Raw genomic sequence first — 19,626 nt, forward strand, 5'->3', positions numbered from 1 at the left:
GACATCACTGAAATATATGCGCGCCCGTAGCTCAGCTGGATAGAGCATCAGACTACGAATCTGAGGGTCGGACGTTCGAATCGTTCCGGGCGCGCCATTTCACTGACAACCTCCCAACAAAAACGATCTTTGTTATCACGCCGTTAGCGCGTGATATGCGCTGTTTCTAAGCCCTGACACCTCAGTCGCTCCCCGGACACTCTGCACGCGTAGAGGTTGGTCGCTGTATGTCTCCGCCCCATCGCATCCACTGCGCCTCGGGCAGGACCCGCAAGCGTTCCACTTGGCATTACCTCCTGGCAAACTGGTCCTTTGAATGCGCTATCTCGACATCTGCACTTAACGCAGAGCGTTCTGTTCATGGTCGCGGGTGACGGGCGGTGGGGAGCGCGCCGGTGTCGGGGGTATGGCTGATTTCGATCCCATTGCTGACGTTCGCGCGGGTTGCATGAAGTGACCAAACCGGTCAGTCTTCTTGCATCATTTTCTGGGGTAACCGGATGTTGAGTAGGATTCCTATTGTTGTTGCTGGGGCGATAGCAATCGCCGTGCTCGGCGTCTGGTTAGGCTACGCCATTGCGTTTGAAATTTACAAACCGGATGAGGAAAGGCTTATGCAGATTGTCTCTGCCGAATACCTGCGGGATTGGTCCAGCTATACAAATCTACCGACCATCAAACCGGACGACTGCACTGTGAGAGCGGCCAGCCCTGATGAACTGCGCATCAACGTTTATTTCGTCGGTATTTGCCAATCCGATGTTGATGGCGAACTGATCACCTTCGAGGTCAGCCTCAACCAAGTAGGACGAGTCGAACGCTTCGAAATGGGGCTCTGAAGAACTAGGACAAGTCTGTTTACCATCACTCTCTTCCAAAACCCGCCAGTCCGCATCCCACCCCAAAAGCGCAGCGCCCTGACGCACCCATTCAGTGGTTAACGAATTACACTGTCATTTGCGGTAGTGCTGAATAATCATCGCGCTCCGAGCCATTGGGGGCGCTGCACCATACTATCTCTTGCCGCACCGCCGGGGGCTCCACATGAAGAAAACCGCTATAGTCGTGGGGCTCCTCTTCCTGACGCTTTTGGGACTGGTTTTTCTGCTGCCCTTTGCGGTCAGTTCCACGGCGTTGCGGACCGCGCTTGCCGATCAGCTGTCTCGTGCCTCCGGCGCAACCATCGCGCTGAATGGACCGCTGCAGTTTTCCATCGTGCCGGAATTTGGCATTGTCGTAGAAGACTTCTCTTTTGCGGCAGAGGACGGCTCCCTCTCAATGACAGCGGCCCGCTCGGTCGCCTCGGTCGCGCCACTGTCGCTGCTCTCTGGCCAGATCAAGGTGACCGGCATCGAGATCAAAAATCCCCGGATTGTGCTGTCTGCAGGCGCAGGGGAGACGGTGGCAGTGCCACAAGAGCCTAGCACCGAAGATATTTTTCAGGTCCTCGCCGGCTATCTGGAGAAAATCTCCATCGATCATATTGGGGTGATTGACGGCGAGGTCGTGCAAGACCAAGCGGGGACACTCGCGTCTCTCGCCAGCGCCATTAACCTGAAGATGTCCTTCCCCAGCATCAGCGCGCCAGTTTCCGTTGCCGTTTCCGGTGTTATGGATGGCAATAAATTGGAGCTTGGCGCTGAAATCGGCTCGCTCCGAGATCTGTTGGCGCGACAGCCTGCAACATTCGCCATTTCAGTCAAAGCGTCCCAGCCGCTGCATCCTGCGCTCGCCGATGTCAAAGCCTCGGGCAATATTCAACTGGCCGACGATGGCAGCTACCGCGTCACGGGTGGTGAAATCGACAGTATCGGCCAAAAGATGCTGCTCGACGCCAGCTATGTTCCCGGTGAGCAGCCTGTCGTTATTGCGCGTGTCAAAGCCGGTGTTCTCTCTTACGCAGATTTCCAACCGGTAAACGCCGATCCGGCTCCAAACGCCGCGCCTTCCACCAATGCAGCGGCCAGCGCGCCCGACCTCTCCGCGCTGAAGGCGCTGGATGCCGATATCGAGTTGCATGCCGAAGCCATCCAAGTCGGTGACGCTGTCGCGCGGGACGTGGTCATCGCAGCGCAACTGCAAAATGGTCGTCTCGTCTCAACCGTCGATTCCACCAGCGTGGCAGGCGGTAGCCTTGTTGCCAGTGTCGCCCTCGACGCCAATGACAGTCCTTCGGTCGCCAGCGGCTCAGTCAATCTGACCTCAATCGATATTGAACAACTGACAAAGTTGCTGGGCCAGAAAACGCCTGTAACGGGTCGGCTCTCCTCCGAGCTGCAGTATGCCTTCAAGGGGCTGGATGGTGCGTCCATTCGCAACTCCCTCAATTTGCGCGGATCGGTGTCGATCGCTGGCGGCAGCGTCGCTGTTCCTCAGCTTGTCTCTATTGCCGGGCAAGGGGCGGGCGTGGTGGACGCGCTGGAAGCAAATGTTCAAATCGACGACATTCGCCAGCCTGTTAGTGCGTCCGGATCGGCGCGTTGGAACGGCGAAGCCGTTAGTTTTGCGGCCTCCGTCACCCCGACGCAATTCCTATGGGAGGAGCCGGGCGCAGTCGCCTTCGATCTTAAATCCCAGCCTCTCAATGCCAACTTCTCGGGGACAGTCACACCCTCCGGGCAGGTCAGTGGCAAAGCGGATATCGCAACGCCATCCATGACCCGCGCTCTCGCTTGGCTCGGGCAATCTGTCGGGAGCCCGCTCGGCCAGTTCGCCTTCTCTGGCGGCGTGTCGGCTGGCGGCAACCAGTTCGCCGTGACCGATGCAACAATCCGCCTTGATGACATTCGCGCGAATGGTTCGGTGTCTGTGGCAATGGCGAGCAAGCCCAGTGTCACGGCGTCTTTGTCCGTTGACACGCTTGATCTGCGCTCGCTGGTCGGCGGTGGAGGCTCTGCGCCGGCCGCTGCCGCTTCCGGTCCATCGCCCATAGATCTTTCTATGTTGCGCCTGTTCAATGCCGACATTCGGTTTGCAGCAAACCAGCTGGCCTATGGCGATGTGAAACTGGGCCCCACCACGGCCACGCTGTCGGTTGCTGAGGGCGTTGCCAAGCTCAATATTCCGCAGGCGGGTTTTTATAATGGCGTGGTCGCGGCCAGCGTCACCGCCAATGGCGCTGGAAGCGTTCCCGCGATTGACCTTACGGCTTCCATGGAAAATGTGCAGGCACTGCCGCTGCTGACCGACGCCGCAGGGTTCGACAAGATTGAAGGGCAGTTGCAGGCCAGCGTTCAGGTGAGTGGCGCTGGCGCTGATAGCCAAGCCTTCGCGCGCTCGCTCAATGGCCCGGTTAATGTCGTTGTGTCGAATGGCGCGATACGCGGGATCGACGTGGCGGGCCTTGTGCGCAATGTGCGCTCGCTCATCGACGCTGGTTATACGCAGGATGCCGAGGCCAAGACCGAATTCACCGAATTGTCGGTGAACGTCAATATTGCCAATGGTGTCGCCACGGCCGAGACAATCCGCGTTCTCGGGCCGTTTGTCCGCATGAGCGGCGCTGGCAGTGTTGATCTGGCTGCTCAGACCATCGACATGCGTCTTGACCCGCGCGTTGTCGGGTCTCTGGATGGGCAAGGTGGGGACTTTGACGTTTCTGGCCTCGGTATGCCGATCATCATCAATGGGCCATTGTCCGGCCCGCGCATTTATCCCGATCTCACGGCCGTTCTGTCCGATCCCAATCGTGCTCTACAGGCGCTGTCACAGCTTGGCGTAGACGTCGGTGGTCTCACCGGCGGTGCTTCGGGCGTGCTCGACGGCATCGGTAGCGCACTTGGCGGCGAAGCCGGCGGGCTCAACAATGAGGTGTTGACCAATGCCATCGGACAGATGATCGGCGGGCAGGGTCTCGCGACCGATCCGAACGCTCCGCCAAGCCAACAGAGTATTCTGAACTCGGTGCTGGGCAATGTTCTCGGGCAGCAGGCCCCGACCACCACCCCCGCTCCAACTGCGCCTCTGCCAGCTCCAATGGAGACGATAACTTCTCCGGCGCAGCAGCCGGTCAATATTGCCCTGCCCAGACCCGATCCTCGTGGGCCAGCGCCTGTAGTGCCGTCGACACCAGCGCCTGCAGCTCCTCCAACGCCGCAGGACATCATCACCGACTTCCTTGCTCCGCAAGCGGCGCCGCAGCCTGAACAGATAGGACGCGATGCTCTTGAAGGTCTGATCAATCAACTCGGTCTGTAACCAGGCCGAGCGACAACGTGCTTTGGCCAGACATGATCCGGCTTTGTCAAAGGCTCAAGAGCGCGAGGCGACGCTGCGGTGCTGAACCTGCGTCGTTAGTGACGCTCGACGCTCACGGACATTGTCGTCGTCTCCGAGGCCCTTCGATCAGGGCCCGCCAATACGGCTCGTACGGTTTGGGATTGGCTTAGACGACGCAGATGCGTCGGTCTGTTGTGCGGGCGGTGTCGAGATTGTCTGAAGCCGAGCGCACCAAATCATCGGTAGGCTTGTCAAACTCTGCAAACACGATGCCGCCAACATCCACGCCAAGCGGGGCGATGCCGTCGCTGGTTAAAAAGATGGTGTTGTCGACCGACTGCAGAATACGTTCGGCCACGCTTGCCGCGATCTCTTGCTGCGCCCCGCGCAGCAGCACGGCAAACTTGTAGCCCTCAACGTGGGAAACAAGGTCGTCACTGCGCACGCATTGCACGATGGCCTGCGCCAGCCAGATCAGGGTCTCGTCGTGCAGTTCGGCAATCTCTGGCGTCATCCGCGCTGATTTTGCGTTGAGATCGATGAACAAGAGCGCCCCGCCGGGATGGCTCTTTTCCTGCTCCACCACGCGCGTAAATGTAGAGAAAGTAATCGTGCCGAGCGATGGGTCTCGATCCGCATCAGAGATGTCTGCTGGCACAATTGGCGCAGAGGCGCGACGCTGTTCGGGTTCCACATCGCCTGCGGCAAATTTGCTCAACCAAGATCTGACCACTGGGTCACTCCACTTCTAGACTTTGCGGATGGTGCACCAAAAAACCCAACTTGGCATCAGTTTACACGGTAAAGTTTTAGAGATTTACTAGTGTCGATCAATAAAAACTTATGCATGGACACGAATGATTTATAACCGTTCGGATTGTCAAATGTTTAGGCGTTGTGTTGGAAGCTCTCGATGAAATTTTATGGAGAGTTCCGTTTTGCCTATAAGGTCAGTTTCCCAGTTTGCAGCCATGATGGTTGTAATGTGTTCCGTCGAGGGAGCCTCTGCACAGTCGCTTTCCGATAACGGGCAGGGGGCTGCGCAGCTTATAGAAACGGCGACGATTTCTCCGACTGCGGGCGCTTTCCCAGAAGCAGAAACGGTTCTTCCAAAGGCCAAACTTGACGTTTTTCAGTCTGTGGCGATCTCGGCGCAGCGCCTTCCGGTCGCCTCAAAATGGCATGACATTCGCGCTCAGGATCACAGCGGGTTCTTCTCTGACAACTGCGTCGAGTTTGGATTTGATAGGTGTGAGACACAGTTTGCGCAGTCCTTGCGTGATGTTGTCTCTCAGGCCGAAGGTCGCTCGACACTCGATCAGCTGACTATGGTCAATGCTGCCGTTAATGGCGCAATCACCTATCGGGACGATCGCACGGTTTGGGCTCAAACCGACTATTGGGCGACACCCAGCGAAACCGCTGAGCTTGCTTGGGGCGACTGCGAAGATTACGCGATCACAAAATACTGGATGCTTCAGGAACTCGGGTTCGATGAAAGCCAGCTGCAGGTTGTCGTGCTGCAAGACACGCGCCGCCGGCTGTTCCATGCCGTGCTTGTGGTCCACACGGACCAAGGCGCATACGTGCTCGACAACACGACCGACCGCCTAGAGCTCGATACTGCTTACTCGCGTTATTTGCCCCTGATGAGTTTTGCGGGCAGCAAAAGCTATATCCATGGCTTTGCGGGCGGCAGTGTCTCGGTTGCCGATATGCCAAAGGACCTCAGCGCGATCTCGCCGGGCTCCTCGTTCTAAGCGTCTGGCCTAGTTGATGATGAACCCGACCAGAATATTGGCGGGGGCAGGTGGTGGGATGATGATCCGCGCCTGCGTCCGCCGCTCATGATTGTCGACGTGGATCGAGAGGCCACACTCGATGGACGATCCGGCCGGGATTTCGGTTAGAAGCACATCGGCAGGGCGTTCAAGCCGCAACTGCGCCCGCTCGACCGCACCTGCCTTTGCCATGACCGAGCGCAGATAGCGCACAAACTCATCGTTCACGCGCACCAGCTGCTTGTTTTTGTCGAGCGCGAACGAGGGCGTCGGTACGGTCTGCAACAGCCGCACCACCGATAGGGCTGAAGCGAGGGGGGCAAGGCGGTCGTTTTCGACGAGGAGTTGATGGGTGACGATGCTGCGCAGCGCACTCGAGAGATTGGTTGCCTCTTCACTGCTCCGCGAAATCAAGTCGCGCACCATGTCGGTTGGCTTGACGCTAGCGCGATGGGCCATAGTGGCGATGGCATCCCAGAACACCGCCTCCAGCCGCAAGGCCACACGCCCCTTGTGCGTATTCACAGTCCGAAAGATCGGCGTGGCATAATCGGCATGAGCCAGATCGCTCGCGATGACGCCATTTGTGTCAGGAGCGCTATCGTTCAATCAGGGCCTCCTGTTGGACCTTGTTCAATGGCTTGAGCAAATATTGTAAAATCGAGTGCTTGCCGGTGATGATGTCGACCGTTGTCACCATGCCGGGTAAAATCGCCAGATCGATCCCTCTGTGGTGCAGCACGGTTTCATCAGCCCGCACTGTCACGAGGTAATAGGTTTCGCGGGTTTGCTCATCGACGAGGCTGTCCGCTGAGATCGTCTCCACCACGCCCTGCAATCCGCCGTAGACCGAGAAGTCATAGGCCGTGAATTGAATGCGGGCGGACTGGCCGGGAATAACGAAGGCCACGTCAGCTGGCTTGAGCCGCGCTTCGACGAGCAGGAAATCGGATTTGGGCACCACATCCATCAGGCGCGAGCCAGCGGTTACGACCGCTCCGATGGTTGTGACTTCAATGGCATTGATAACCCCATCAACCGGAGAGCGCACTTCGGTGCGGCTCACGCGGTCGACGGCGCCGCGCAATTGCTGTTGCGCGCTAGCCAATTCGGCCCGCCTAAGCGTCAGTTCAGCCAAAGCCTCCTGCTGCATTTGCTGATCGGCTTGGCCTACCTGCAATTGCGCTTCTTGGAGTGCCGCCCGCAGCCGCGCCATGCTTTCTTCGGCGGCACTGATTTGCCCGCTGAGATCAGCAGCCTCCGAGCGCAAGGCCAAGAGATCTGTTTGTGCCACGAGCGCGCGTTGCGCCATCGGCTCGATCAAGTCGAGACGCTCTTGGGTGATCGCGAAGGTAGTCTGCATCCGCGTCCGGTTGATCTGCACCTCATTGAGCTCGCGCTGCCGCTGCTCAACACGCTGTTGCAACACCTCCGCATTGCCAGCTTTGCTCGCGAGGCGCGAATGGAGCAGGGCCAATTCGGTGGCGCAAACGTCCGGCGCCTGCTCTTGCACAAAATCCGCGCAAACAAAGTCGGTCGCGGGTAGCCCTTCGCTTTCAACGCGTAGGCGTTCGCTCTGTGCCGTCAGGGCCAAAACGCGCGCCTCGACCTCACCCGCACTGGAAGACGTGTTGGTATCATCGAGCCGGATCAGCAATTGCCCCGCGCTCACCTGCTCGCCCGAGCGCACCAAAATATCGCTAATCACGCCGGGCTCGGCGCTTTGCACAATTTGGGTTTTACCGGATGGGATCACTTTGCCTTCCGCGCGGCTGATCTGGTCGACCTCTGCCCAGTTTGACCACGCTAGAAACGCCACGACCGTAATGATCACGAGGACGATAATAGTCGTCCATTCCCGTGGGGGGCGGCTGGAGGGGTGATGGTGTTTATCGATGGCTTCTGCGTTCGGGCGATGCTGGTTCATGAGGCGTCAGCCCGCATGCGCAACTGCTTGAGAACCTCTTCTTTGGGTCCGTCAGCAACCAGCTTGCCATTGTCGAGCACCATCATGCGGGTGACCAGCGAGAGCAGGCTATAGCGGTGGGTGGCAATCAGCACTGTCTGATCCGGCATGAGGCTGTTTTCCAAATGCTTGATCAGCTGCTTTTCAGTCGCCAAATCCATTGAACTCGATGGTTCGTCGAGGAACAGGATTTTAGGCTCAACTAGCATGGTGCGCGCCAGCGCAATCGTTTGGCGTTGCCCGCCCGAAAGCAGCACGCCGCGCTCGCCCACGGGCATGTCGTAGCCCTGCGGATGGCGCGAGACAAAGCCTTCAACGCCAGCGCGCCGAGCGGCTGCCATTATGCGCTCTTCGCTCGCGCCAGGGTCGCTCATAATGATGTTGTCGCGCACGCTGCCGTTGAAAATCTCCGGGTCCTGCACGACGAGCCCCACAGCGCGCCGCAAGTCTTCAGGGTGATATTGGTCGATATCGACCCCATCGAGCAGCACTTCGCCTTCAGTGGCGCGGTGGAAATTGACCAGCAGCCGCCCAATAGTAGTCTTGCCCGAGCCAATGCGGCCGATAATGCCGATCTTTTCACCCGGCCGGACACTGAACGATATGCCATCGAGCACGTAGCTCTTGGACCCCGGATAGGTGAACCGCACCTTGTTGAAGGAAATCCTGCCTTCCCGCACGACGCGCTGCGCTTGCGCAGGGCGGTTGGGACGCTCATCGGGCAGTTTCATGATCTGGTCGACAGATCGATAGGCCTCAATCGCTGCGCGGGTTTTGAGCAATGTCCCGGCGATCATTCCAATAGGCGCAATGAGGCGGTTAGACAGCATCATCGCCGCAATGATCGATCCGGTGGTGACATCGCCGGAGGTGAACATATAGCTGCCGCCAACAATGATCCCGACCAGCGAGAGCTGCGAAAGCGTTGCGGTCGTGTTGGTGGCCAAAGATTGATAGGAGCGCAGTTTATCCTGCGTATGGGAGGAGGCCAAAACCGCCGCTTCCCAACGGTGCAGCAATTGCCCTTCGGCGCGCGAGGCTTTGACCGATTGGACGCCTGTCAGCGCCTCAACCAGAACGGCATTACGGGCCGAGGACTCTGCCAATGCCGACTTCACCGCTTTGCTTGAGAGCACAGCGATAACGATGGTGATAATCAGCGCGATCAGGCCCGCCAAAAGGGGGAACAGCACCAACCAGCCGACGAATATCGCAATGATGTAGGCGAAGAGGCCGAGAAACAGCAGGTCAACAAACATGACCAGCGTGCTCGCCGCCACAAATTCGCGCAGCACCTCATACTGGCCGATTTTGCTGATGAAAGCGCCGGTGGAATTGGGACGCGATGACATGGGGGTATTGAGCACCCGATCAAACAATGCTGACGACAAGCGGAAGTCGATCGAGCGCCCCACGTATTCGATAACGCCCGAGCGGGCGAGTTTGAGCAGCAGGTCAAAAATCGAGACCATGCCGATGCCGATGGCCAAAACCCAGAGCGTTGTCTGGGCCGAATTGGGCAGCACGCGGTCATAGACGTTCATGGTAAAGAGCGGGAAGGCCAGCGCAAACACGTTGACGAAAGCCGCCGCCAAAAGCACGTAGACAATACTGCGTGTATGCCCGCGCACAGCGGACCAAAACCAGTGTTTGGTATTGGCAAAGCGCGTGCCTGTGCTCTCCTGCACCACGGAGTAGTCAGGGGAAATCTGCAGCAGATCCACACTCTGGCGTGCATCCAGCGCCTTGGCCGAAATCGTTTTCTCGTCACCAATGCTCGGATCGAAGACGCGATAATTGCGGGAATTGAGCCGCCTCAGAATGACCAGCGGAGGCTGTTCGGAGCGCAGCAGGACGACGGGAAAATCAAAAGGCTGTAAGCGCGCAATCGATTGATGCAGCGGGTTTGCTGAAACACCCACTCGGGCCAATGCTGGCTCGATCAACTGGGTGGTCATTCGCCCGTTCTGTAGGGGAAGCCCGGCGGTGAGGATAGCCGGGGAGTCTGACTTGCGCCACGCACGGGCCAGAAACCGCACACAATCCAAAACCGGATCTGCCGTACCAAAGCTTTGGGCATTTTCAGGTGGTGTGGCAGAACTCTGTTCTGCCACGTCCGGGATTCTCATGATTTCCTACCGCAATGACCCAAATCTACGTTAGTAATAACGCTCAATTTGATCGAAGGTTCGGCTCTCAGTAGTTGCCTACTTTTTGCAGGTTCAGCGGTTCCAAAGTGCGTGGTTCGAACTGTTCCCAAGACTTCAAGTCAAAGGCCGAGAATGTACCAGCACTGGCGGCGTCGTGCGTTTGAACACCAAGGAAGTCGATCAGTGTGCCGCTTGCTGCCAACACGCGGTATTCGGCAAACATGACGCTGTAGCGTGCTGTTTCCTGCAGAATTTGCACGTTGAAGCGGGTGTTCTGGGAGTCGAGCAGATCCAGCAGTGATCTCTCACCAATGGTGAACTGTTCGCGGTAGGAGTCGACGAGGCCCGATGAGGAGTTCAACTGCTCATTATAGACCCGCGACAGCTCCGCTTGGCTCTTCATGCGGAGCCAGCTTTCCCGTACCGCCTGTTCAACTTCACGAGCGGTCTGGTCAAACACCATCTTGGCTTCGTTTTCACGGCGCATTTCTTCCTGCACGTGATTGCGTGCAATGCCGCCGTCATAAATGTTCCAGCGCAGCGACACGCGAGCGCTCAAATCGTTCTGCCATTCATGGGCGCCCGAGACGTCGTAACCAGTTGCGGCACGGCCTTCGAGCTGGATTTTCGGCATAAAGTCAGAGGCTGCCTGCTCAACCAAGGCCGAAGCGGCGTTGATGTCTGCGCCTGCCGTCTTCACCCGAGGGTTGTTGACGATGGCATTGGCGACAGCAATTTCCAGCGAGCCCGGAATGCCAGACGACGCCCGGGGTGGTGCATTTACCGCGCCAGGCATCAGTCCAACGAGCGTTTTGTATTCGATCTGCGCGGCGGCAAGTTCCACACCGGCTTCCGTCACCCGAGCGCGCGCTGCTGCCAGACGTTCAATCGACTGCAGGCGGTCTGCCTCGGTGAGTTGACCATTTTCGATGGCGCTCGAGACGTCCGAGGCGATGCCCTCGTGGAAGGAGGAATTCTGGCGTGTCAGGTTGACGATCTGCTGCTGCAACAGCACCTGATAATAAACGCGTGCAACTTGCAGAGCGATAAACTCGCTGCGTTCCAGCACGCGATAAGCCGCGCTGTCGACGCGCGCTGCTTGCCGGGAAAGCTCTGCGTCACGAAAACCGCCGTCGTAAAGGTCCCAGCGTGCGGTGACGCCCACTTGCGATGGATAGAGTGCATCATCTTCGATGCCGGTCGCGCGGCGCGATGGCGTGTTCAAATATTGGATGCCGGTTGACGCTTCAAGATCAACGCGTGGTGCCCAAAGACCTTGTGCTTGACGCAGTTCAAAGCCGATTGCGTCATGGTTTTGGATCGCCGCGCCGATTTGCGGATTGCTGTCGAGTGCCGTCTGCACAGCTTCACGCAAGCCCATGGCCTGCGCCGATAGCGGCATGACAAAAGCGATCCCGGCCAGCAGAGCGGACTTGAGGAGGGAGTTCATGATCTTGATGCTCACTTTATGTCTGCCCTCTACCGAAACGACAGATAGCGTTGGTGGAAGCAGTCGCACTTTTGGACGGACTCAACGTCCACAGTGCCGCCGTTCAGATACCCAACTGCGCCAGCACAGGCCCAACGTGCTTCCATCGCCCAGATGAATGCTGGGTCGCTGTCGCGTAGAACGGATTGGCTATTCATGCCGTCAATGGCGCTGGCCAAATTCTGGGACACGGTTTGACGTATCTCGCTGACTTGGCGTTGTGGCAGCACCGACTGGCGGTGGTTGGAGCAGTAGCTCCCTGATGGGGATTGATAGCTAGGTAGATCTGCCGCACTTACGGAGCCTACCAGTGTCGAAAACAAAACAAGCGCGGAAAGTCGTCTCTTCCAGGGGCTATTCATGGACGATTCCTTAAGCATAACAACGTTCGATTTATATCAACATTTTCCACGACTTCTGGGAAGGTAGATGAGTGGGTTTCGTCGATCACTTCTATTGCTTGTGTCTTGTTTTAAATCGAGTTTTACGCTGGTTTCTTATTATGTTTATGGTGCGGCGCGGCTGTCTTCTTTTTCGGATTTTGTGAAATTATAGTGTTCGTGTTCAACATTATTTGAACACGGAAACGCCCTCGTCTTCAGACGTCAGCGTGCTGTCCGAAACGGTCGGAACAGCTTCCGACCCCCGGCTTTTTCCCTAGGTGAAAATTTTTCCGTAATTTTGCCGGGTTTATATTTGGGTATACCTTCGCCTCTGAGCCTAGCTCCCGCGGCTACGTATTTTCCGAATCACACGTCTGTGATTCGAGATCCACCCTTGTCTTTTTGTGGTTGGATTTTGGACTTAGTCTGCCATCTCGTGGCCTTTCCGGGGGGCTCGACCCGAAAGCGCTTGGCCAGTCTCAGTCCTGCGCCAAAGCCAGACCAGCCGCCAACCACCATCCCAGTCAGGGCCCAAGGGCGTCTGATAAGCGCGTGAAGCGCATAGTACACACCCGGGCAATAGCGCTGTCCGATGGCAATAAAATAAGAGAAGTACTTGACCCTTTGCCAAAGAGTGGCGAAGGCGAGGTCCGTGGCGACAGTATTTGCTGTGTGGATGAAGCAATTGTCGGCGCTATAGTTCTCGCGCGCACCATCGGCGCGATCGGCCGCAAAGTGGTCGACGTCGACTTCTGGGCTCAGCACGATATGCCATCCCGCGTGAATGAGATTGGTGCAGAGCCAGCTTTCATTGCGATACTGTGCGCCTTGGCCGAGCAGTCGCGTGTCAAAATGAAGGCTGCCGAGGGCCGCTCTCCGCACTAGGAAATTGCAGCCCTTGATGCTGTCGACCACGCGCGCGGCGCCATAGGCGAGGTGGTGATCGCCGCGCAGAACGCCAAACCAGTTTCGCACGCCGGGGTGCTTGGCCACGCCCTCGATCACATGCCCGCGCTCATGTAGTCGATCGCGCGCACCGGCTGCCGCGACGCGCGGGTCTCTCATGATCCTCAGTAGCCTCCGAAGCCAGTCGGGGCTTATCAGAACGTCGTCATCCAAAAACGCGATGTAGTCACCATCCGCGACCGCGAGTCCCGCGTTGAGTGCTGCGACTTGGCCTGGAACGTCGACGGTGATGATCTTTAACTCCGGCGCTAAGCTCAACTGCGCCGTCAGCCACAACAAGCTTTCCGGGTCTTCTGTGGGGCGCACCACGACAATGATTTGCGCAAAGGGGTGATCGGAAATCCGCAGCCCCGTCAGGCAGCGGCGTAGGGTGTCGAGACGTCGAAAGGTGGGTACGACTGCGCTAACGCGCGTTGCGCTCATGACCAGACACCGTCGCCCCGCGTGGGCCAAGATACATCCGGGATGAAGTCTTGCGACAACCGATGTTTGGACAATTTATCCCCCAGCAAAAACGACTGACGATAATCGTGGTCCTTGGCGTGGCGCGTGTAGGCATGAATAGCTTTTCAGTTCATCAATAAAGCGCGCCGCTTCTGCTCATTCTGTAGAGGGGATTTATAAACTTGCTAGAGAATTCTTTGTCTATCAGCGCTGCGCCACGATCTGCGGCTGCGCTTCGACATGGTCTGCCGTCATCGGCATCCTGTATTGGGCTCTATGATCCTTCTGATCGTTCGAGCCTTTTTCAGGATGCCGCCATGACCATAGCGGTCTTGGCTGATGGCGACCCGGTCGGCGCGATGCGTGATCTCAGTGGCCGCGGCCATCACCTGCTTCAGACGAGCAGCGCTTCGCGTCCCGTGTATAAAACGAACTCAGGTCTGCACTGGCTTGAGGGCGACGGGATTGACGACTTTCTGGTCAGCACCATTGCTCTCGACAGCTATCCCTTCCAGATCATGGCGGGATTTTCGATGCTGGCTGCAGCCGACGAGGGCGGTATTGTTGCTTTGCGCAAAGATAACAGTGCTTACAAAACTCTGATGCAATCCAGTGCTGGCAGCTACCAGCTTCGGGCGACGGATCGGGCCAGTCTTACGCTCGATGCACGCTCGAACGTCAGCGACGCACAACAGATCGCCACAGCCAGTTTTGATGCTGGTGCCATGTCCTTAGCGGTCAATGGCGTGGTTAAAAACACCACGACGAACACAAATACTTCCGGTGACATGGTCGACCTAAGGCTCTTCTCTTTCCGCGATAATGACCGCTGGCAGGGCAGAATTTACGCTGTCGCCCTTGCCACAGGCAGCGTCGGGCCGGAGGTGCAGGTGTGGTTAGCCGCGCGCAGCGGTGTCACCCTTTAATGCTGCTCTCATGCGCGCCTGCAGCGAGAGCTGGCACTCCGGTCCGTCCCGTCTGGCTGTGCCGCCACGGACCGGAGTGCCAGCCAGACGGGCGGCAATGTGAGCTCAAGCGCAAAATGCTGTTCGGCGTAACGCCGCGCCGCAACCGCCATTCTCAGGCTCTGCTCGGTCTCGCGCAGGGCCGCTTCTATTGCCGTAGCTAGGGCCGTGGCACTATTGGGCGCGATCAATCGCCCGCTGACGCCGTTCTGCACAATTTCTGGCACGCCCCCACCGTTGCTGGCGATCACGGGCGTTCCGGCCAGCATGGCCTCGACGATGACTCGCCCAAAGGGTTCGGGCAAAGTTGATGCGTGGATGACAACGTCCACCCCGCCCATGATCTCGGCAATGTCGTCCCGGTGCCCGATACAGAAAACATCGCCGGCTTGGGTGTAGCGAGTGGCACTCTCGTGAAAATCCTGCCTGAAGTTTTCGCTCTCAAAAAGTGCCTCGCCAACGACCAGCAATTGCCAGTCGGTGCCCATCGAGAGGCCCAAAAGTGCCAGCGCTTGGCCCTTCCAAGGCCCAATGCGGCCAATCATGCCGATGATCGGGCGCATGGGGTCTAAACCATGTTCGGCGACCAGTTGCGCGCGCAGGTCTGCCCGCATTTCAGGTCTGAATTTTTCGAGAGTAAAGCCGTTATAAGCTATAAGTGGTAAGCACTTACCGCCATTGCTCTGGTAGGCGCGGGCGGTTGCGTCGGAGTTAGCAATTACCAGATCAGCCCCCCAATTGCCGCACCATCGGGCGACCAAACGCGCCAGCGGCGAGAAATGCTCGGGGACCAATAGGGAACGTAAATGCCAGACCATTTTTCGCCGATGGAAAGGCTTAGTTAGAACCGCAATCACCGCCGCCTTCATGCTGTTGGCATAGATCAAATCATATCCGCGGCTGAGGCGAACTAAACCAATCGCGACCACAATAAGTGAATATAATCGGATGGTTAGAGCAATCCATCTCCGACGTTTTGGTCGCTGAAAACCGCCGCCGAGCACATGAGTATCCACGCCCGCAGCAATAAGATCGTCATAGAGCGGTCCAGCCTGCATCAGTGCGACCCGGCAATGTCCGGGATAGTGCACCACCAGATCATAGAGCGAACGCTCCGCCCCGCCGTAAAGCCCTGCCTGATTGAAGAATAATACGCGGGGCATCGCCATTGTCATAGCGCGCGCCCGTAGGCGTCTCGGATCCGACGCGCGATTATGGGCCAGTCAAAACCGGCAGCGTAGGCCTGGCATTCGGAGGTGCTTGGCAAATTCTGACCGAGCATCGCTGCGGTGATGGCATCCGCCAATGCGTTGGAATGCGCTGCTGGAACAATGAGTTGCGGGGCGAATGGCAGCATCAGTTCAGCAAGCCCGCCAACATCTGTGACCACAACTGGCGTGCCCGCGGCGAGCGACTCCAGAACCACAAGCCCAAATCCTTCGAGCGCGATAGATGGCACAAGGGTGATATCTGCGGCTCGATACACCAACGGGAGCAACTCGTCCGGCAGGTGCCCAGTTAATTGCACATGGTTTTCAAGATCTTGAGCTTTGATTATCGAACTTAGGCTGGAGCCCAGGGGGCCACTCCCGACCAGCTTGATCTCAACGTCAGGCGCTCTGGATCTGAGAATTTCGGCAGCAGCAAGCACGGTGGTATGGCCCATGCGCGGCACCAATCGCCGCACACAGGCTGCGATAAACCGGCTCTCGCTCCAGCCTAAAATCTCGCGGGCTTCACGTCGGCTTGTGCTCGAATTGAAGCGCGAGATGTCGACGCCTCCGGGGACGATGTCGATCCTAGAGCGTGGAAACGTGTAGGTTTTTTCCAAGACGTCTGCGAATGCACTGGACAGAACTATCGCTCGGTCTGTTCGTTTGTAGACCTGTTTTTCGATATGGAATTTGACCGCCGCTTGAACCCGGTTCTGTCCAGATGCGATGCCTTCCTGCGCCCAAGGGCCATGAAAATGAGTGACCAAGGGCGTGTCAATTTCGCCGAGCACAGGAAACGTTGAAAGCGCGAAGTGGCTGGTAACTACATTCGGCTCTACTGTGGCTTTTAACGCCATGAAACTGCGCCTTGCGCCGATGGCTTTTGCCGCCAGACTAGCCTTGGGCTTAGCGAAAGCCACAACGGCACCCTCGGTCTCGTTGTCAACATTGTCTGTCCCGAGTACCATGCCGGCAAAGCTGAATACCCCATCGGACGCTCGCCATAATTCATTGTAATAACGCGGCAATCCGCCCGCGCGGTCAGAAAGCCATTCCAGTCCGATTTGTATGGTTTTCATTCGGTCAGGCTCTCCCCCGAACGAGCCGGCAAGGCCAATGCTAGAAGCGTAAAATACAGCACGCCAGCCAAGCCAACTAGGATGTTGAAGAAAACCATCTGTAGAACCAATGCACAAAGCGCTGCAGTGAACGGCAGCGATTGTGGTGCGCCCAATGCGTTACGCAGTGCTGCCCAAAGCCAGCACCCCAGCAGCACCCATATGGCCAATCCCGCCCAGCCTAGGGTGTAGGTCACGTCCAGAAAACCGCTGTCGAAAATCGGAAATATATTCTCGTCCTGTTGCCCGACGTTGGTCGAAATACCAGTAGAGCCAAGGCCATAGCCTAAGGGATTGGCCAGAACCGTCGGAACAATATCGCCGATAATGGCGAGGCGTGCCCAAAGACTGTCGTCGTCCGTAAGGCCAAAGATCGTCGCTATTCGGCTGAGCAACACATTGGGAACATCCAAGGTGCTCACGCCCAGGATAAGTAGGCATGCGCAGATCAGCCCGCCAACAAGCAGATCGAACTTGATCCTTATGGGGCTCAGTGCGAGTAAAATAGCGAAACCTAGTGCAGCGCCACCCCAGGCCGAACGCACTAAGGTTAGCCAGAGACAGATCGCAGTTGGCACCGCGAGCACCACAAACGCTTGCGGTTTTTTGAACGTGGTAAGCAGCAGCGCCACCATCAGAAAGACGGCAAGTATCCCCGGGGCATTTAGGGTGGCGTATATTCGCACTAAAAACGGAAAAGGTTGGCCGATGGATTGAATAGCCGCTTCGCGCATCCACTCGGCGTCCCACGGCAAAACATAAACGAACTGGATGACGCCATAGGCCGAGACAACCAGTCCATGAAGGATCAAAAGTCTGACGGTCCGCTGCCGTATGTAGCTCAGGTGGTCCCTCGCTGCGAGCAAATGAAGACCAAAGCCCATTGGGGCGAGATAGGCGAGACAGTCAAATAGGGCGGCAGCGCCATAGCCTCGCAAAACGCCATTGAGGCAGCCAAAGCAGATGAGGCTCGAATAGGTCAACATCGCACCAGCCTCGTGAGAGGAGACCATGCGCATGGCTTTGGCGCCGCTGAGTAGAGCGATTGCGGTAACGACATAGGGCGCGAGAATGATAAGACTGGCGTCCGTTCGGCCCAGTTGCCAATCAACGATCCGTCGCATCATGGGTGCGTATAGCCACAAGGCGAGAACAAGCCCAATGAAGCTGTTGTACGGGGACGTCATATAGGCCCATGCACCGAGCGCTACGACAACGGGTAAGAAGCCAAGTTGCACGACGTCCGCTCTACCGCTGTAAAGCAGCCCAGCCATGATGACCATCAACACCGCCACAACCCAAGAAAAGGGCAGGGCGAGCGGGCTCATGCCGGCGTTCTTGTTCGCAGCGATGCGGTCTGAGTGAGCTCGAGAACGTGTCCAACAAGCTGGGTATGGAACCGTCGCGATGAGAACTGCTCTGCCTGTGCCCGACAGTTCGCGCCACTTATACTGCCTTCGGCCTCTTCAAACTGGGCGATTGCGCGACGTAAGCTCGACGCGGTTTGCTGGTCAAAATGGACGCCGCTTGGTTGTGAGCGGTTCAGCCCCCTAATGGTCTCGGACGTACCGCCGCTATCGAAAGCAATGACCGGTGCGCCGCAGGCCTGCGCTTCGACAGGCGCAATGCCAAAATCCTCCTGCGCGGCGAAAATGAAGGCACGGCAACGCTGCAAGTAATCAATAACCACCTCGGTTGGCTGATAGCCAAGGATCGTCACATTGGCTGGCGCCATACGCTGGATTTTGGCCAGATCTGGTCCGTCGCCAATCACCACGAGCTGACGCTCTGGGGTGCCGGCAAAGGCTTCAATCATCAGTGGGATTTGTTTGTAGGGCACAAGGCGCGAGACCGTGAGGTAGAATGCTTCGCGTGGCTTCGCACCGGGCTGGAATTTGTCGATATCGACAGGAGGGTAGATTACCTCGGCTTCGCGTCGATAGAACTTCCAAATCCGTTCGCGGGTGAAGCGGGAATTTGCGATGCAGTGGTCGATACTGCTCACCGTTCGCATGTCCCAAACGCGATAGCGATGCATCATTTCATGGGCAATCAAGCGTCGGAGCGGGGCCAGTGGTCCTTTGATTGTCGCTAGATAGTCATGCGTCAGATCCCACGCATAACGCGTCGTCGAATGCATGTAGGCGATGTGATGTTGATTTGAGTGGGTGATAACGCCTTTTGCCAAGGCGGTGCTGGACGACAGAACGAGCTCATATTTGGAGATATCGAAGCGCTCGACAGCCCGCGTCGCCGCAAGCAAAAGATTGCGGTAGTAGTGCTGGACCTTGGGCAATTTGTTGAGGCCACTCGCGGTCACGCGCGTGTCCCCCAACAGTTCGGAGCGGTCTGTCGCGTTCAGGAAGTCGAAGACTGTGAACACATCTGCCTGTGGGCAGCAGGCGATCATTTCGGCCAGAACGCGCTCGGCGCCGCCGATAACCGGCATCCAGTCATGAACGAGCGCTGTTCGATACGGCAGTGTTGGACAGGAATACGACAATAAGCATACTCCCAGAGCCCGCGTAGGGCGTAAGTGAGGAATATTTTTCGATGATCGAGAGAGATTTATCTTGCGATGTTGATGAGTATTTTCTGTTAATTTTGCAGATCTAGTAAATAGTATAAAATATCGATTGCCTGATTCTGCGTGATTTTCGTATTTATATTCCTACCGTTTTTGCTTTTGTTGTTTATGGATTCGGTTTTATTTTTTTTACATCGAGGTGGGTTTTGGAGCCCGTTCTCTAGTCTCCACGTGGAATAACTTACGAATATTTCACAGAGGAATTTCCCTAGTTTGCATGAGCCCGCGGCCTGGGCTTGCTCGTGTCGGAAGCTTGGCGTGAGTGGTGCGAAGGGTAGGCGCTGGCGCGTTAAGGCACTATATGACACTCGACACTTAGGGCGCGTCAGCGTAGCGGCGCGACGG

At 57.2% G+C, this 19,626-nt stretch carries 15 protein-coding genes and 1 tRNA gene; 5 read left to right on the forward strand and 11 right to left on the reverse strand.

Annotated elements, in window-relative coordinates:
* The first annotated feature begins 20 nt into the window (after positions 1–20).
* The 3 genes from JHC09_RS11670 (at position 21) to JHC09_RS11680 (ending at position 4,197) form a co-directional block, all read left to right on the forward strand.
* Positions 21–97 (forward strand) — tRNA-Arg (locus tag JHC09_RS11670).
* Between the two features lie 403 nt (positions 98–500).
* Positions 501–839, forward strand: coding sequence for a hypothetical protein (locus JHC09_RS11675; RefSeq protein WP_199532065.1), 339 nt, complete (start codon positions 501–503; stop codon positions 837–839).
* 205 nt (positions 840–1,044) lie between these two features.
* Positions 1,045–4,197, forward strand: coding sequence for an AsmA family protein (locus JHC09_RS11680; protein ID WP_199532066.1), 3,153 nt, complete (start codon positions 1,045–1,047; stop codon positions 4,195–4,197).
* A 187-nt stretch (positions 4,198–4,384) separates the two neighbouring features.
* Here JHC09_RS11680 and JHC09_RS17190 read toward each other — a convergent pair whose 3' ends face one another.
* A complete protein-coding gene (locus tag JHC09_RS17190) occupies positions 4,385–4,951 on the reverse strand; it encodes a diguanylate cyclase (RefSeq protein ID WP_169195978.1) in 567 nt (188 codons plus the stop codon).
* A 250-nt stretch (positions 4,952–5,201) separates the two neighbouring features.
* Between JHC09_RS17190 and JHC09_RS11690 the strand changes: the two genes are divergently transcribed.
* Complete coding sequence (locus tag JHC09_RS11690) at positions 5,202–5,978, forward strand: transglutaminase-like cysteine peptidase (RefSeq protein WP_199532067.1); 777 nt, start codon at positions 5,202–5,204, stop codon at positions 5,976–5,978.
* A 9-nt stretch (positions 5,979–5,987) separates the two neighbouring features.
* Here the strand turns inward: JHC09_RS11690 and JHC09_RS11695 are convergent, their stop codons facing one another.
* The 6 genes from JHC09_RS11695 to JHC09_RS11720 all read right to left on the reverse strand — a co-directional run bounded on the left by JHC09_RS11695 (position 5,988) and on the right by JHC09_RS11720 (position 13,376).
* Positions 5,988–6,608 (reverse strand): ribbon-helix-helix domain-containing protein, encoded by a 621-nt coding sequence (locus tag JHC09_RS11695; RefSeq protein ID WP_199532068.1) that lies wholly within the window; start codon positions 6,606–6,608, stop codon positions 5,988–5,990.
* Entirely contained in the window at positions 6,598–7,926 is a 1,329-nt protein-coding gene (locus tag JHC09_RS11700; RefSeq protein WP_199532069.1) for an HlyD family type I secretion periplasmic adaptor subunit, read from the reverse strand. Before JHC09_RS11700 ends, JHC09_RS11695 begins: the two co-directional genes overlap by 11 nt.
* Positions 7,923–10,079 carry a type I secretion system permease/ATPase gene (locus tag JHC09_RS11705; protein WP_199532070.1) on the reverse strand — a complete coding sequence of 719 codons (2,157 nt, stop codon included), beginning with the start codon at positions 10,077–10,079 and terminating at the stop codon, positions 7,923–7,925. Before JHC09_RS11705 ends, JHC09_RS11700 begins: the two co-directional genes overlap by 4 nt.
* An 82-nt stretch (positions 10,080–10,161) precedes the next feature.
* Entirely contained in the window at positions 10,162–11,580 is a 1,419-nt protein-coding gene (locus JHC09_RS11710; RefSeq protein ID WP_199532071.1) for a TolC family outer membrane protein, read from the reverse strand.
* Between the two features lie 14 nt (positions 11,581–11,594).
* Complete coding sequence (locus JHC09_RS11715; protein WP_199532072.1) at positions 11,595–11,795, reverse strand: hypothetical protein; 201 nt, start codon at positions 11,793–11,795, stop codon at positions 11,595–11,597.
* A 558-nt stretch (positions 11,796–12,353) separates the two neighbouring features.
* Positions 12,354–13,376 carry a glycosyltransferase family 2 protein gene (locus tag JHC09_RS11720; protein WP_199532073.1) on the reverse strand — a complete coding sequence of 341 codons (1,023 nt, stop codon included), beginning with the start codon at positions 13,374–13,376 and terminating at the stop codon, positions 12,354–12,356.
* A gap of 338 nt (positions 13,377–13,714) precedes the next feature.
* Here JHC09_RS11720 and JHC09_RS11725 point away from each other — a divergent pair, with 338 nt between their 5' ends.
* A complete protein-coding gene (locus JHC09_RS11725; RefSeq protein WP_199532074.1) occupies positions 13,715–14,323 on the forward strand; it encodes a hypothetical protein in 609 nt (202 codons plus the stop codon).
* A gap of 8 nt (positions 14,324–14,331) precedes the next feature.
* On the opposite strand, the gene JHC09_RS11730 is transcribed toward JHC09_RS11725, so the two are convergent.
* From JHC09_RS11730 to JHC09_RS11745, 4 genes are read right to left on the reverse strand one after another with little or no spacing between them, the layout of a single operon-like run.
* Entirely contained in the window at positions 14,332–15,525 is a 1,194-nt protein-coding gene (locus JHC09_RS11730) for a glycosyltransferase (protein ID WP_199532075.1), read from the reverse strand.
* A gap of 8 nt (positions 15,526–15,533) precedes the next feature.
* Positions 15,534–16,655, reverse strand: a complete 1,122-nt coding sequence (locus JHC09_RS11735) for a glycosyltransferase family 4 protein (protein WP_199532076.1) — start codon at positions 16,653–16,655, stop codon at positions 15,534–15,536.
* On the reverse strand, positions 16,652–18,022 hold the full coding sequence (locus JHC09_RS11740; RefSeq protein ID WP_199532077.1) for an O-antigen ligase family protein: 1,371 nt from the start codon (positions 18,020–18,022) through the stop codon (positions 16,652–16,654). The genes JHC09_RS11735 and JHC09_RS11740 overlap by 4 nt, the downstream gene beginning before the upstream one ends.
* Positions 18,019–19,197: a glycosyltransferase gene (locus JHC09_RS11745; protein ID WP_199532078.1), complete on the reverse strand. Its 1,179-nt coding sequence runs from the start codon at positions 19,195–19,197 to the stop codon at positions 18,019–18,021. The genes JHC09_RS11740 and JHC09_RS11745 overlap by 4 nt, the downstream gene beginning before the upstream one ends.
* Positions 19,198–19,626 lie beyond the last annotated feature (429 nt).

It is taken from the genome of Devosia sp. MC532 (genome assembly GCF_016461625.1).
In the GTDB taxonomy this organism is placed as follows: Bacteria; Pseudomonadota; Alphaproteobacteria; order Rhizobiales; family Devosiaceae; genus Devosia.

Coding starts and splice junctions, on each gene's coding strand:
- JHC09_RS11675 (WP_199532065.1), top strand. CDS start 501: ATGTTGAGTAGGATTCCTATTGTTGTTGCTGGGGCGATAGCAATCGCC.
- JHC09_RS11680 (WP_199532066.1), top strand. CDS start 1,045: ATGAAGAAAACCGCTATAGTCGTGGGGCTCCTCTTCCTGACGCTTTTG.
- JHC09_RS11690 (WP_199532067.1), top strand. CDS start 5,202: ATGTGTTCCGTCGAGGGAGCCTCTGCACAGTCGCTTTCCGATAACGGG.
- JHC09_RS11700 (WP_199532069.1), bottom strand. CDS start 7,926: ATGAACCAGCATCGCCCGAACGCAGAAGCCATCGATAAACACCATCAC.
- JHC09_RS11720 (WP_199532073.1), bottom strand. CDS start 13,376: ATGAGCGCAACGCGCGTTAGCGCAGTCGTACCCACCTTTCGACGTCTC.
- JHC09_RS11725 (WP_199532074.1), top strand. CDS start 13,715: ATGACCATAGCGGTCTTGGCTGATGGCGACCCGGTCGGCGCGATGCGT.
- JHC09_RS11730 (WP_199532075.1), bottom strand. CDS start 15,525: ATGCCCCGCGTATTATTCTTCAATCAGGCAGGGCTTTACGGCGGGGCG.
- JHC09_RS11735 (WP_199532076.1), bottom strand. CDS start 16,655: ATGAAAACCATACAAATCGGACTGGAATGGCTTTCTGACCGCGCGGGC.
- JHC09_RS11740 (WP_199532077.1), bottom strand. CDS start 18,022: ATGAGCCCGCTCGCCCTGCCCTTTTCTTGGGTTGTGGCGGTGTTGATG.